The organism is Cupriavidus sp. 05N40 (assembly GCF_056397305.1).
Map to the genome: position 1 here is coordinate 1 of NZ_JBFTND010000045.1, position 13,265 is coordinate 13,265.

General features: G+C 64.4%; 13 protein-coding genes and 1 pseudogene. 3 read left to right on the forward strand and 11 right to left on the reverse strand.

The window, feature by feature from the left end; all coding sequences use genetic code 11:
- The 10 genes and pseudogenes from AC1DO7_RS13025 to AC1DO7_RS13070 all read right to left on the reverse strand — a co-directional run.
- A partial coding sequence (locus AC1DO7_RS13025) for a hypothetical protein (RefSeq protein ID WP_477116213.1) occupies positions 1–281 on the reverse strand: 281 nt, incomplete at its 3' end.
- A 439-nt stretch (positions 282–720) separates the two neighbouring features.
- Positions 721–924 carry a DUF2188 domain-containing protein gene (locus tag AC1DO7_RS13030; RefSeq protein ID WP_441650479.1) on the reverse strand — a complete coding sequence of 68 codons (204 nt, stop codon included), beginning with the start codon at positions 922–924 and terminating at the stop codon, positions 721–723.
- 80 nt (positions 925–1,004) lie between these two features.
- Positions 1,005–1,403 carry an SOS response-associated peptidase family protein gene (locus tag AC1DO7_RS13035; RefSeq protein ID WP_441650481.1) on the reverse strand — a complete coding sequence of 133 codons (399 nt, stop codon included), beginning with the start codon at positions 1,401–1,403 and terminating at the stop codon, positions 1,005–1,007.
- Positions 1,404–2,611 (reverse strand): annotated as a pseudogene (locus tag AC1DO7_RS13040) (DDE-type integrase/transposase/recombinase); the annotation flags it as partial.
- Between the two features lie 84 nt (positions 2,612–2,695).
- On the reverse strand, positions 2,696–3,769 hold the full coding sequence (locus tag AC1DO7_RS13045; protein WP_477116214.1) for an NAD(P)-dependent alcohol dehydrogenase: 1,074 nt from the start codon (positions 3,767–3,769) through the stop codon (positions 2,696–2,698).
- A 173-nt stretch (positions 3,770–3,942) separates the two neighbouring features.
- The gene (locus AC1DO7_RS13050) at positions 3,943–5,301 is read right to left on the reverse strand and encodes an MBL fold metallo-hydrolase RNA specificity domain-containing protein (RefSeq protein WP_477116215.1); all 1,359 of its coding nucleotides are present in this window, start codon (positions 5,299–5,301) and stop codon (positions 3,943–3,945) included.
- An 11-nt stretch (positions 5,302–5,312) separates the two neighbouring features.
- Positions 5,313–6,149, reverse strand: a complete 837-nt coding sequence (locus tag AC1DO7_RS13055) for a universal stress protein (RefSeq protein ID WP_441620426.1) — start codon at positions 6,147–6,149, stop codon at positions 5,313–5,315.
- 64 nt (positions 6,150–6,213) lie between these two features.
- Positions 6,214–6,636, reverse strand: a complete 423-nt coding sequence (locus AC1DO7_RS13060; RefSeq protein WP_441620428.1) for an Hsp20/alpha crystallin family protein — start codon at positions 6,634–6,636, stop codon at positions 6,214–6,216.
- A gap of 139 nt (positions 6,637–6,775) precedes the next feature.
- Positions 6,776–7,420 carry a response regulator gene (locus AC1DO7_RS13065; RefSeq protein ID WP_441620430.1) on the reverse strand — a complete coding sequence of 215 codons (645 nt, stop codon included), beginning with the start codon at positions 7,418–7,420 and terminating at the stop codon, positions 6,776–6,778.
- Complete coding sequence (locus tag AC1DO7_RS13070) at positions 7,417–8,772, reverse strand: PAS domain-containing sensor histidine kinase (RefSeq protein ID WP_441620432.1); 1,356 nt, start codon at positions 8,770–8,772, stop codon at positions 7,417–7,419. The genes AC1DO7_RS13065 and AC1DO7_RS13070 overlap by 4 nt, the downstream gene beginning before the upstream one ends.
- Positions 8,773–9,036: 264 nt before the next feature.
- Between AC1DO7_RS13070 and AC1DO7_RS13075 the strand changes: the two genes are divergently transcribed.
- The 3 genes from AC1DO7_RS13075 to AC1DO7_RS13085 all read left to right on the forward strand — a co-directional run bounded on the left by AC1DO7_RS13075 (position 9,037) and on the right by AC1DO7_RS13085 (position 12,686).
- Positions 9,037–9,468 carry a response regulator gene (locus AC1DO7_RS13075; RefSeq protein ID WP_441620434.1) on the forward strand — a complete coding sequence of 144 codons (432 nt, stop codon included), beginning with the start codon at positions 9,037–9,039 and terminating at the stop codon, positions 9,466–9,468.
- A gap of 182 nt (positions 9,469–9,650) precedes the next feature.
- Positions 9,651–10,370, forward strand: a complete 720-nt coding sequence (gene fnr / locus AC1DO7_RS13080; protein ID WP_441620487.1) for a fumarate/nitrate reduction transcriptional regulator Fnr — start codon at positions 9,651–9,653, stop codon at positions 10,368–10,370.
- A gap of 798 nt (positions 10,371–11,168) precedes the next feature.
- On the forward strand, positions 11,169–12,686 hold the full coding sequence (locus tag AC1DO7_RS13085) for a bifunctional aminoglycoside phosphotransferase/ATP-binding protein (RefSeq protein WP_477116216.1): 1,518 nt from the start codon (positions 11,169–11,171) through the stop codon (positions 12,684–12,686).
- A gap of 39 nt (positions 12,687–12,725) precedes the next feature.
- On the opposite strand, the gene AC1DO7_RS13090 is transcribed toward AC1DO7_RS13085, so the two are convergent.
- Positions 12,726–13,256 (reverse strand): flavodoxin family protein, encoded by a 531-nt coding sequence (locus tag AC1DO7_RS13090; RefSeq protein ID WP_441620438.1) that lies wholly within the window; start codon positions 13,254–13,256, stop codon positions 12,726–12,728.
- Positions 13,257–13,265 lie beyond the last annotated feature (9 nt).

Genomic DNA, 13,265 nt, shown 5'->3' on the forward strand with positions numbered 1-13,265 from the left:
TCCCGGAGCGCCGCCAACGTGGCGTGTTCGCTGGAGATTTCTGATACCCGACCACCATTGGCAAGGATCATTATGGCGTTGTCATCGGCTGAGGTCAGTGGATCCAGCAATGCCAACACCGGAGCTTCGGGGAAAAGAACCGGCACGAGGTCTTCGACAATCTTGCGTGACTCGAAGGGGCCGAAGCGATAGACGGCTATCCCGTCAATCTCTGCGAAGTACCAACCAYCCGCCGCGTCGGAATAGAGGACCACACTCTGTGTTTTATTCTGGGCTTGCATACACCCTCCAAACAGGCTGTTTGCGACGGGTCCCTCCGCAGTTCGGTAGTGGATGCGGTGCGGCCGGCCTTCGCGTGGAAGGCACATCCTCCGAAGTGGGGGACCAAGTCTGCCGCAACTGTAAGGGGGCGCCAACAGCCTGTCGGTACGGTACCGTTCCGGCCCGACCACTTTACATTATCGCTTTACATTGGATCCGGTTCGGATTCCGCTTGCCGCAGGCAAAAAGAAGCCACTGACCGGGGGAGGTAGACAGGAGCAGTGAAGACTCAAGGGCCATTTCCAGTGAGCTGGTGTCAGAACAATACTGAGGCTGATGGATCGCCATCGGCTCTTGGGATGGCGCTGTGATCCGCGTTGCGGGCGACTGGCGCGGCCTCGGCGGCCTTGCCGTCGGCCGGATAGAGCCGCTGAAGAGGGGGCCGCGCGGGGCGGCTAGTTAATGCTGTCTCGATGTGGTGCAGATCTGACCATCACGGTCATGTACAAGCAGCTCGACGGCCTCTTGTGCCGCAAGCTGGACACCGGCGGTGATCGCATCCGCCTGGCTATCGTGGCGCGAACGGATGCCGATGGAACCCTCGCGTTTAATAGCCCAGCCATCGCCATACGGCAATACATGGAAATTTGAATTCCCGGGCATCTAGATCTCCCGTACTGGTTTCCTTCAGTGTTGGCCGGCCTTGCGTCATCCACAATGGGGCGTTGTCTGACATGGCGCCACTATGCGTCCACGTCTGCCCTTGGGGCTCGTGGCGTTGCCTCGGCATCCATGAGCTCGGCCGGGTAGGGCTGCATGAAGCTGCGTGTCCACTCCGGATCCCGGCACGTCAGCCAGTCATCCCACTCCGGCCGCGGCACGATCACGATCACGATCACGATCATCCGTTTTTCCTTGCCCGGGGCGTGGAAGCGGTTCATCAGCGGGTGCTTGTCCGAATTGATGGTCAGCATGGTGAAGCTGAACAGCTGGCTGCCGCCTTCGTCTACCCAGTCGCACCACAGGCCGGCGATCGCAAACTCGGGCTCGTCTTTCAGCCAGATCTTCCAGCGGACCGACTTGGGCCCGGCCTCGTAGTTCGGCTCGAAGAAACTGCAGCCCGCTAATGGGTGTCGCCTCAGTCATGCAGCCAACGGCTGTATTTCTTTTGTCTGTGACGCCATGGCCACCACCGAGTCCCGCTCAGGGTTAAGCGTCACGGCGCCGACGGGCGTCCAGTCACGCGTGCTGCCTGACCAGCGAGCCGGGTGGCGTTCGCGGGCCTGAAGGTAGACTTCATGCCGAGCCGCGAGAATCTTCCGGTCATCGCCGACGTGCCGCTGCGATGGGCTGACATAGCGGATGCCGCTATGACGGTGGTCAACGTTGTACCAACGCACGAAGTGGGTCGCCCAGGCCCGGGCTGCGTCCAGATCGACGAAGCCATTGACAGGGAACTCTGGCCGATACTTGGCGGTTCGGAACAGCGACTCGGCATAGGCGTTGTCGTCGCTCACGCGCGGCCGGGAGTATGAGGGCTTCACACCCAGCCAGTACAGCATGGCCAGCACGGTCGTGGCCTTGAGCGTGGCACCGTTATCGCCGTGCAGCACTGGCTTGACGGGCATGGTGGCGATGCCCTCGGCCAGCGCCGTGCGGCGCACCAGGTGCGGGGCGTGCAGCGAGTCGTCGCTGTCGTGCACCTCCCAGCCTACGATCTTGCTGTAGAGGTCCAGAATCAGATACAGGTGGAACCATTGCCCGATCACGGTGGCCGGCAGGTAGGTCAGATCCCAGCACCAGACCTGGCGCGGCGCCGTGGCGATGTGCGTGGTCGGCGGCCGGACGACCTTGGGGGCCTTGGCTCGACCGCGGTGCTCGGTCTGGCCGTGTTCACGCAGCACGCGAGCAAAGCTCGACTCGCTGGCAATGTACACACCTTCGTCGGCCAGCATGGGCACGATGCGCGCTGGCGGCATATCAGCAAAGCGCGCCTCGTTGGCTACGCTCAACAGTGCTGCGCGCTCGGCTGGGCTCAAGGCATGCGCAGGTGCCGGACGCGCTGCGTCTGGCCTGCGATCGCCCGAGGTGAGACCTTCGCCAGCCTTCCATCGCTGCAGCGTGCGCAGGTCGATGCCGGCGGTCTCGCACGCCAGACGCAACCGCGCGCCATCGGTGTGCGCCACGCGGATGTTCTGGGCCACGAATTGGCGATCTTCGAGGCCGATCATTCGTCCTCGCCTTTGTGCAAAATCGCCTCGAGTTTTTTTGAGAGCACCAGCAAGGCCGCCGTCGCACTCCACTGGTCGGATCCTCGCGTGCGACGCAGCGCACGGCGCGCTCGCCGACGCACTCGGGAGATATGTGCTGGAGCCGTAGGGAGACCGTTGCGATGCGAGCCCGCGCGCACCGCACCCACGGCGTGCGGCAGTGTTCAAGGCGTGATGGCTACCTTCAGCACGCCATCGCGCTGATTGGCGAACAACTCGTACGCCGATTCGATCTGATCAAGCTTGAACCGATGCGTGACGAGCGGCCCGAGATTCAACCTGTCGCTCTGAATGACCTGCATCAGGCGGCGCATCCGTTCCTTGCCACCGGGACACAGCGCCGTCAGGATGCGATTATCGCCAAGGCCGCCATGGAAAGCGTCAAGTGGGATGCGCAGGTCGCTTGAATAGACGCCCAGGCTTGACAGCGTGCCTCCCGGCTTGAGCACACGCAACGCGGYCTCGAAGGTCCCTTGCGTGCCCAGCGCCTCGATGGCCGCATCGACGCCCCGGCCACCGGTCAGTTTCAGKATCTCGTCGACCACATCGACCTGATGGAAATTGATCGTTATATCCGCACCCATCTCCTTGGCCATGCGCAGTCGCGTGTCGATGCCRTCTACCGCGATGATCAGGGCCGCGCCGCGCAACCGCGCGCCCGCCGTCGCGCACAGGCCGATCGGCCCCTGCGCGAACACCGCAACCATATCGCCGATCTTGATGCCCGCATTCTCGGCGCCGGCAAAACCGGTGGACATGATGTCCGGACACATCAACACCTGCTCGTCGCTCAGGCCGTCGGGGACGGGAGCAAGGTTCGCCTGCGCATCGGGCACAAGCACGTACTCCGCCTGCGTACCRTCGATGGTATTGCCGAAGCGCCAGCCACCGGCCGGCTTGTAGCCATGTCCGTGCGACTGGCCGTCYTGTGAAGGTAGCCCGTCCTGGCAAGCATAGGAATGGAAGCTGGGGCAGATCGCCCCGGCRATCACGCGCTGCCCTTCCCGGTATCCCTGGACTTCCCTGCCGAGTTTTTCGATCACGCCCACGGGCTCGTGCCCGATGGTCAGGCCGGGCTTGACCGGATACTCACCTTTCAGGATATGAATGTCCGTACCGCAGAKGGTGGTGGTAGTGATACGGACCAGCGCGTCAGTCGCGCCGATATCCGGCACTGGCTTGTCTTGCAGGACAATCYGTCCGGGCTCGATAAAGACCGCTGCCTTCATGCTGATCATCGGGTTCTCCTGTTCAAATTAGGTTTCCCCTAGGTGTCATGCGCCCTGGCGATCTTTCGCTGATCGCGGGGCGCGACGGAACCCCCACTGGACGATCGCACCTAACAGTTGCAAGTGTCGTGGTGTGACACAGTCTTGCGAGCCATTTTTCATCATTCCCGTTCCTCCGTTGGCTAGTCCAGCGAATATGAACGAAGATACTCCGGCATCGTGACCGGCCAGCGCAGCTCCCGCTCGATCCGCTGCCGCAGGGCGTCGCTCGCAGCTGGCTCGCCGTGCACCACGAAGGTCTGCCGTGGCGGGCCACCGAAGCCGCCAAGCCATGTCATCAGTTCGTTGGCGTCCGCATGCGCCGAAAGCGAGGTGATTTGCTCCACCGAAGCCTGGATGGCAACCCGCTTGCCGTGGATCCGCAGATCGCGCATGCCCGAGGCTAGCATTGCGCCGCGGGTACCGGCGGCCTGGAAGCCGGACAGCAATATCGTGTTGCGCGCGTCCTGGCCATATGTCTCCAGGTGATGCACCACCCGGCCGCCGGTTGCCATGCCGCTGCCGGCCAGGATGATCTTGGGCGCGCGGTCATGGTTCAGCCAGACGGACTGCTGCATGCTCTGCACCAGGATGGCCAGGTTGCACGCTGCCGTGCAGGCGGCGCGGTCGATCCAAAGTTCGTCGGGGTGCAAGGCAAAGACCGTGGTGGCGTCGATGGCCATCGGGCTGTTGAGGTAGACCGGCACGTGCGGAATGCGATTTTKCTGGCGCAGCTTGTAGAGGCAGTACAGCAGCGCCTGGGTGCGCCCGACGGCAAACGCAGGAATCACCACGCTGCCGCCGCGGCCGATGGTGCGGCTGACGATTTCACCCAGCCTGTCGAGCGGATCGTCTGCGGAATGGGCGCGGTCGCCATAGGTGGATTCCACCAGCAGGTGATCCGCTTCGCGGACGATCTCAGGTGCGCGCATCACGATGTCCTGCTGCCGCCCCAGGTCGCCGGAGAAAACGATCCGCTTGCCGTCCACGTGCAGCGTCACGATGGCCGAGCCAATGATGTGTCCGGCGCGATGAAACTCCACCTCCACGTCGGGCGTCACCCTTACCCGCGTGTCGTAGTGGAGCGGATCGAGCCGGCGCAAGGCGCGCACGGCGTCCGCGCCGTCGTAGAGCGGCAACGCCGGCTGATGCCGCGAGAAGCCCTTGCGGTTGGCGTATTGCGCATCCTCCTCCGCCAGGTGCGCGCTGTCTGGCAGCAGGATCTGGCACAGCTGCGCGGTGCCCATGGTGCAGAACACCCGTCCCCGAAAGCCGTTGCGAACCAGCAATGGCAGGTATCCGCTATGATCGATATGCGCGTGCGTCAGCACCACCGCGTCGAGCCTGGACGGATCGACCGGCAAGCGGTCCCAGTTGCGCAGGCGCAGCGCCTTGTAGCCCTGGAACAGCCCGCAGTCCACCATCACACGGCTGCGTCCAGTGTCGAGCACATATTTGGATCCCGTGACCGTATCTGTCGCGCCGAGAAATTGCAACTGCATGGGGCGCTCCGTCAGTGCGACAACAGCAGTGGCACCGGCGCATGGTGCATCAGCGTGCGCGTGGTGCCGCCCATGATCAGTTCGCGCATGCGCGAGTGCCCGTACCCCCCGGCCACCAGCATGTCGGCCCCCAGTGTCCTAACCACGTCAAGGAGGGTGGAGCCGACCGGCCACGCTTTCTGCTCGTTGCGCACGCCGGCCACGATGCCGTGGCGCTGCAGGTAATGCCGCAAACCAGCCACCGGCTCCGAGTCTGCCTGCGGTTCGCCGCGATCGTCCCAGACTCCGACGATGGTGACGTGGCTGGCGCGCAGCAGCAGAGGCATGGCATCGGCCACGGCCCTGGCCGCCTCACGCTGCCCGTCCCATGCGATTGCCACGTGCCCGCCATGCAGCCGCCGATACTCCGGCGGCACCAGCAACACCGGGCGACCGGCATTGAGCAGCACGTACTCGGCCTCCCCGGCGCCCAGGGATGCCACTTCCTGCGTTGCCACAGGTCGCGCCATCACTGCCAGGTCGGCCACGCGGGCCTCCCGCGCCAGGACCCAGCCGGTCTCCTCTTCCACCACGCGGTGCGAAAAAGGCACGCCCGGCGCATGCGCTGCCATGACTTCGCTCAGGATTTCGCCCTGCCGTGCTGTCTGCGACAGCAGCCTGTGGCGGGACGCCGCCATATACCGCACAGCGTCATCGCCAACACCCCGGATCGGGTCCATGCGCAGGCCGGTGGCGCTGACGCCATTGATATGCGCGCCAAAAGAGGCTGCCAGGTCGGCGGCCATCCTGACGCGCGATGCGCAATCGGGATCCGCTCCGAGCGCGACCAGCACGGTTCGGTAGTCCATGATGTGCTCCGTGTATTGGCTGTATTGGCCAGCACGCCCGTGGGCGGACCCGGAAAACACCGGGTCAGCGGATCGTCACGCGCTGCTGCGGCGAGGCTTCCTTCTTGGGCAGTACCACGCGAAGGACGCCGTTCTCGTAGCTGGCATCCACCTTGCCCTCGTCCACGGAACTGTCCAGCGTAAAGACCCGTTGCATCGAGCCACTGTAGCGCTCGCGCCGGATCACCCGCTCGCCTTCCTTCTGCTCGGAAGACTTCTCCACCTTGGCCGAAATCATCACCGTGCCGCGATCGACGGACACTTCGATATCTTCCTTCCTGGCGCCGGGGATCTCCGCGACCAGGTTGTAGGCCTTGTCGGTCTCGGTCACATCGACCTTGAATGCGAAGCCCCCTTCGTAGTTGCCGCGAAACGCGCGCAACATGCCTTGCAGCATGTCGCCAACCGGTTCGATCGACAGCGGATCGTAGATCCTCAGATTGCTCATTTGTCGCCTCCTTGGAGTGACGGGTCCGCATGAGGCGCGGACCTCCACTTCATGGTGGCACAGCATGCTTGACGCGCCTTGTCTCAGATCAAGCGCGGCGTCGACGGACAGCGAGACGTCGTCGGGGGCCAGGGCTGGTCTAGAGGTCGCCTTCGCCGAACAGGCGATGGCGGATCGCATAGCGCACCAGCGCCGCCTCGCTGGGCACCTGCAGCTTTTCCATCAGCCGCATCTTGTAGGTGCTCACTGTCTTGGCGCTCACGCACAGGCCGGCGGCGATCTCAGTCAACGGCTCGCCCAGCACCAGGCGTCGATAGACCTCCATCTCGCGGTCCGACAAGTGTAGGTGGGGATCCTCGAGATGTTCGTCCTGCAGGCTGTTGGCCAGCTTCTCGGCCATTGCCGGGCTGACGTAGGTGCCGCCCGCAGCGACCTTGCTGATGGCGCTGACCAGTTCCGTGGCGGCGCTTTCCTTGGTCAGGTAGCCCGCCGCCCCAGCCCGGAACGCACGCACCACGTACTGCTCCTCGGCATGCATAGTCAGTACCAGGATACGCAGTGCGGGCTGCTCGACGCGCAACTGCTTGATCAGCTCCAGCCCGCTGCGCCCCGGCATGGAGAGGTCCAGCAAGAGCACGCGGGGCTTGCACTCGCGCGCCATCTGGAGCACGGCGGTGCCATCCACCGCCTCGCCCACCACATCGAAGCCGCCCGCGCGGCTCAGGATATGGCGCAGCCCGTCGCGCACCACGGCGTGATCGTCGGCGATCATCACGGGAATCATGGACTTGCCTCCGCGCTCGCAGTCGTGGTCAATGGGAAACACACGGTCAGGCAGAAGCCTTCGCCAGGCGCTTGCCTGGTCGCCACGGTGCCGCGAAGCAGCCGTGCGCGCTCCCGGATCCCGACCAGCCCAAGCGATACCCGCTCGCCACCGGCAGGTTGCCTGGGGAGATTGCCGCGGCCGTTGTCCCGCACTGTCAGCTCGTAATGTTCCTCCTGGCGAACCAGCTCGATATCGACACGGTCGGCCTGAGCATGCTGCACGACATTGCTGAGCGCCTCCTGCACGATACGGAACACCGCGATGGCCGCCTGCTCGCCGACGTCTTCCTCCTCGGCGGCATGGGTGATGACAGTGATGCCGTAGCGTGCGGAGAATTCCTTCGCCAGCCATTCGATCGCGGGAATCAGGCCAAGCTCGTCCAGCAAGGCCGGGCGTAGGTCCGCGGCGATGCGCCGCACCGAAGCCACGGTTTCGTCAATGACAAGGTGCATGGCTGCAGCTTGGTCCAGTAAGCCGGGCGCGGTTCCAGCGTCCTTGAGGTCGCTGGCGAGAAGAGCAAGGTCCATTTTCAGCGCGCTCAGGCGCTGGCCGAGGTCGTCGTGCAATTCGCGGGCGATACGGCGACGTTCCTCTTCCCGCGAAGCCTCGACCCGGTCGGACAGTTGCTGAAGCTCCTCCCGCGACTGCCGCAAGGCCGTCTCCGCCCGCACCCGCTCCGTCGTGTCCCGCAGGATAACGGTAAACAGCTTGCCGCCGCCCTCCTGCATCTGGGAAATGGAAGCTTCGATGGGAAACTCCGTGCCGTCCTGCCGCAGCGCATGCAGTACCCGCTGCTGGCCCATCTGCCGGTCCGTGACCCCAGTGACGCCGAACCGGCGCACGTGCGTCTCATGGGCCAAGCGGAAACGCGCCGGAATCAGGTCCGCCAGAGGGCGGCCCATCATGTCCGCGGCGGCATAGCCAAACAAATGCTCCGCCATGGGGTTGAACAACACGATTCGCTGGCCTTCGTCCACCGTGATGATCGCTTCCATTGACGAGCGGATGATCCCTGCCAGCCGGGCTTCGCTGCCCTGGGTACGCGCCAGGTTCTCTTCTGCGTCACGCTGCAGCCGCCGCAAGCGCACCAGCAGCAGGGACAGCATCACGGCCACGGCCAGTCCCCAGGCGCCGAGCATCGGCGCGGCCAGGCCCCCAGGCCGTGGGGCAAGCGCGGTGATAAAACACAGCGCCAGCGACATCAACAGCAAGAGCACGGTGCCGCCCACCGCCAGTTCGCCAAGCTTGGCATGAAGCGATGTCTTCGCCGCAGAAGGCAGATTCGGTGAAGGAGGCTCTTTGATCGCCATGGCTGGTCACGGAGTGCTTCTGGATCCTCGGCAAGTCCTGCCGGGGGCCGCCGGAGACTCTCCTGTTAAGGTAGGCTATCCGCGCAAAATGCACACGCAAATTGTGATGCGCCTGTAATTTTGCGAGACGGAAGCATCTGGCGCCATCAGCCGGATAGCCGATGACCCTTGTCAGGCTTTCCTGACAAGGAGGCTCTCTTTCCCGACGACACTCTCAGCCGCCCCTTCTTTCGAGAGGCCCCGCCATTAACCATACTCGGAAGCATGAACCACCCGGCCCGCCCCGACCTCCTGACTGTACTGCTGCTCGAGGACTCTACCCTGATCGGCGCGCGGCAGACCAGGATGTTGAGATCGATCAAAGAGTTGGAACTGCTCGCATTGGCCCGGGATGCGTGCGCGGCCCTGCTGGCAGCACAGATCCTTCTGCCCGATGTCGTCATTCTCAGCCTGAACCGGCACGAAAGATCCTGGCTGAACGTGCTGCAGGACCTGAAGCGGATGCGTCGCCACGTAACGGTGGTCGTACTTAGCAACTGCTCGGTGCCGCCGATGCGTAGTGCCTACCTGCAGGCCGGTGCATCGCTCTTTTTCGACAAGACCACGGAGTGCGACGCGCTGCGCCGCGCCCTGCTCCGCCTGGCAGCGGACAAGAGCGCGGCGACGGGTACGGTCCAGGAGTCCACAGCGGCATAGCCAGCGCGGGGCTCTAGCGCCGCGCTTGGTGCCGGCAGCGAGGGCGAACCACAACAGCGGCCAGTCGGACCGGCTGGGCCCAGGAGACAAAGGAAGCAACCATGTCAGAGTATCTGCAGCGGGCAACACCGGCGGCAATGCCTGTCGCCCCCATCGGTGCTGAAGTCCTTGAGTCCCTGTCCATGTACAGGGACACCGCGCCGCCAGCAGGTGTGACCCGCAAGGCAAATTGCTCCAGCTGCGCAATGCGCGCCATCTGCATGGGTGGCAACCTGAACGACGCGGATCGCACTAGGCTGGATACCGTGATCCATAACTGGCGCATGGTGCGGCGCGGCGAAGCGCTCTACCGTGCCGGCGACGCGTTCCAGAGCATCTATGCCCTGCGTTCCGGATCATTCAAGACGGTGGTGTCCCACCAGAACGGATGCGAGCAGGTGAGCGGCTTCTTCCTCACCGGCGAGACGCTCGGGCTCGACGGCATCTGCACCGAGCGGCACGCCTGCGATGCCATCGCCCTGGAAGACAGCGCGGTATGCGTGATTCCCTTCCATCTGCTCGAAGCACTCTGCCGCGAAATGCGTTCGCTGCAACAGCATGTGCACCGGATGCTAAGCAGCGAAATCGTGCGCGAATCGGGCGTCATGCTCCTGCTCGCCAGCCTGTCCGCGGAGCAGCGCGTGGCGGCATTCCTGCTCAATATCTCGGACCGCCAGCAGGTGCGCGGCTACTCCCGCCGCGAACTCACGCTGCGCATGACGCGCGAAGAGATCGGCAGCTACCTGGGCATGAAGCTCGAGACCGTCAGCCGCACCTTGTCGCGCTTCCAGCGCGACGGCCTCATCGATGTCAAGGGAAAACGCGTGACCCTGATGGATCTTGACGCACTGGACCGGATCTAGGGGCCTGCAGTGGGACTTGCATGGTGCGCTTGAGTAGCACTTGCATTGCCGTCAGCGAGCGGGTATTGGCGGCCATATGCGCGGCGGCGGGCCTGCCGCGGCCCAAGACGTGCGCATGCTCTCCCGCCGACACCGCCGACGCCGCCATGGAAGTGCCATGCTTGGCGAGATCAGAGTCGTCGCTCGGTTCTCGCTCGGCGGACACAGTGCGGGAAACGGCAGCGGCGTCCATCTGGCCGCGGATTCTCTGCTCTCTGCTGTCCAGCACAGTGACCAGGCTGGATATCTGCTCTTTGGTCAAATTGGACATCGCAGGCTCCCGGGCACGGAAAGGTGGATCCTCTCAATGAGCCGATGAGAGCGGGCAAGCGGCTTGCGCCAAGTCAGGTGTCGTGATCCGGATCTTGTCGCCCCCGGCGCCATTGCGGGCAACGCCGGGATCGCCACGAACGGTGGCCTCCGCCCTTGGCTTGGGCGGGCGAAGCCAGTTCGGTTCCGACGCACAGCCGGCGCAAAGCATGGCGGCAAGGCAAGCCGCAAGGCCACGCGAACGCGTGGAGCCGCCACCCCGACCTTCTTCGGACCTCCTCATCGCCTCTCTCCCGTCGCAGGCGCATGGACCCCCGACAACAAGTGTCCGCGGCGTCGCGCGCCGAACCCTCATTCCGCTTCAAGCTTCAATATAGGCGGGTCGCCGCCGGCCAACTTGATCCGCGTCAATCCGAATTCCGGCCACGTGCATAGCATGGGCATATGACCTGGCCCGATCGGGGAGGCAGGCACCTGGGAGGGCCCGGCATGGAACCGGCGGTACTCACGCAAGCGTTGATGCGCCCCACGGCCTACCCACATCCCGTGGGCAAAGTCAGCGTCATCGAGACGCACATCTCGCAAGTGTTCCTGGCCGGCGCCTTTGCCTACAAAGTGCGCAAGCCGGTGCGCCTGGATTTCGTCGACCTCTCCACTCTGGCTGCACGCAAAGCGGATTGCGAAGCCGAACTGGAGTTGAATCGCAGGATGGCGGCGGCGCTCTACCTCGGCCTGGTACCGATTGTGGCGGGCCCTGGCCAGCGGGATGTCCGGGTAGGAGGCACTGGCGAAGCGCTGGAGTATGTGGTGAAGATGCACCGCTTCCGTCAGCGAGATCTGTTCTGCCGCATGGCAGAGTCGGACCGGTTGACCGCATCGCATATCGAGACGCTGGCCCATCGGCTTGCCGCGATCCATCTGGCTGCGCCCGTAGCAGTGGCCAGCAGCGGGCACGGCACGCCAGGACGGATCGTGGCGGTGGCGGAGCAGGCCATCGCGCGCGTTGCCATGCTCGCCTCGGCCACCGATGCAACATCACACCTGGCGGCGCTGCTGCGCGAGCGGGCCGCTTCGCTGCACCCCGCCTTTGAGAAGCGGCTGGAGAGTGGTCATATCAGGGAGTGCCATGGCGACTTGCATCTCGGCAATATCGCCTTGATCGACGGTGTCCCTACGCCTTTCGACTGCCTCGAATTCGATGCAGGGCTGCGCTGGATCGACACGATCAGCGATATCGCTTTTCTCTTCATGGACCTGCTGCATGCCGRCAGGCAAGATCTTGCCTATCGCCTGATCAATACCTACCTGGAGTGTACCGGCGACTATGCCGGCCTGGCTTTATTGCCGTTCTACACGGCCCTGCGCGCCGTGGTGCGCGCCCGCGTGCTGCTTGAGCGGGAGCACCAGCGCAGCGTGGCGGGGTTGAGCAACGCCGCGGAAATGGCGACGATGCAGATGCGCTGCGTCGATTTGCTTGCGCTGGCCAGCGTTACCCTGACGCGGCCTCCGGGCGCGATCGCCATCATGCATGGCCTATCGGGCAGCGGCAAGAGCACCGTTGCCCAGCAGATCGCGGTGGCCGCAGCCATGGTGCGCGTGCGCGCGGACGTTGAGCGCAAACGTCTTCCACATAGGCAAGTCGCTTCACAAGGCGATCTTTACACGGCTGAACACACCGCCCGCGTCTACGGGCGACTACTAGCAATCTGCCGGCTTGGCAGTGCCGCTGGCTTCCCCATGATCGCCGACGCGACCTTCCTTGCACGCGAGCACCGGCTACGGTTTGCGTCGCTGGCCACGCGCCGGGGCGTGGCGTTCTCCATCGTCGACTGTAGTGCCGACCTGGCTACCCTGCGCGAACGCATCGCCGCGCGCGCGCGCCAGGGTGGGGACCCGTCCGACGCCGACCTTCAGGTGCTGGAGTGGCAGCGGCGCGTGCAGGAGCCGTTGGGCAGCGATGAATGGCGCCATGTAGTGCGTATTGGCGACGCCAGATCAACTGGCTGATGCGGATCAAGCTGTGCCATCGACGTAAGATTTGCCAGGTCAGGCTTCCTTGGGCGATAGCCAGGCAGGCCGTTGCGCGGTGTCGGCCCGTGCGCTTGCTGCCTCCACCTGTGCCGCGAAGGCACGCAGCGCCTGCAGCGCTGCCCCGCTGGCCACATTGCTCTGGCGCAGCGCAATGACCGGTGACGGCGCCTCCGAGGCCAGGCGGGCAACTTCCTCTGCCGCATTGAACCCACCTTGCCGGGCCATCACGCAGACCACCGACGTCTTACAGGTCAGTGGCAGCCTGTCACGCAGGAAGCTGCGCATAGGCGCGGCCAAGTGGCCAACCCAGACAGGCGCGACGATGACAATCTGTTGGTACTCGTCCAGTGAAGGGCCAGCGTAGCGGTAACCTACATGCCGCTGCAACAGGACGTCCAGTACACAGCGGGCATCGCCCAGCAAGCCGGCGCGGCTGACCTGGTCGCCGACTTCCGCGATCGGCCAGCCGGTGTGCGCAGCCAGTTCTTCCGCGGCTTGGCGCGACGTCCCGGTGCGTGAGTAATAAACGATCAGGATCTTTTCCATCGATGGCTC

Coding starts and splice junctions, on each gene's coding strand:
- AC1DO7_RS13030 (WP_441650479.1), bottom strand. CDS start 924: ATGCCCGGGAATTCAAATTTCCATGTATTGCCGTATGGCGATGGCTGG.
- AC1DO7_RS13055 (WP_441620426.1), bottom strand. CDS start 6,149: ATGGACTACCGAACCGTGCTGGTCGCGCTCGGAGCGGATCCCGATTGC.
- AC1DO7_RS13060 (WP_441620428.1), bottom strand. CDS start 6,636: ATGAGCAATCTGAGGATCTACGATCCGCTGTCGATCGAACCGGTTGGC.
- AC1DO7_RS13065 (WP_441620430.1), bottom strand. CDS start 7,420: ATGATTCCCGTGATGATCGCCGACGATCACGCCGTGGTGCGCGACGGG.
- AC1DO7_RS13070 (WP_441620432.1), bottom strand. CDS start 8,772: ATGGCGATCAAAGAGCCTCCTTCACCGAATCTGCCTTCTGCGGCGAAG.
- AC1DO7_RS13075 (WP_441620434.1), top strand. CDS start 9,037: ATGAACCACCCGGCCCGCCCCGACCTCCTGACTGTACTGCTGCTCGAG.
- fnr (WP_441620487.1), top strand. CDS start 9,651: ATGTACAGGGACACCGCGCCGCCAGCAGGTGTGACCCGCAAGGCAAAT.
- AC1DO7_RS13090 (WP_441620438.1), bottom strand. CDS start 13,256: ATGGAAAAGATCCTGATCGTTTATTACTCACGCACCGGGACGTCGCGC.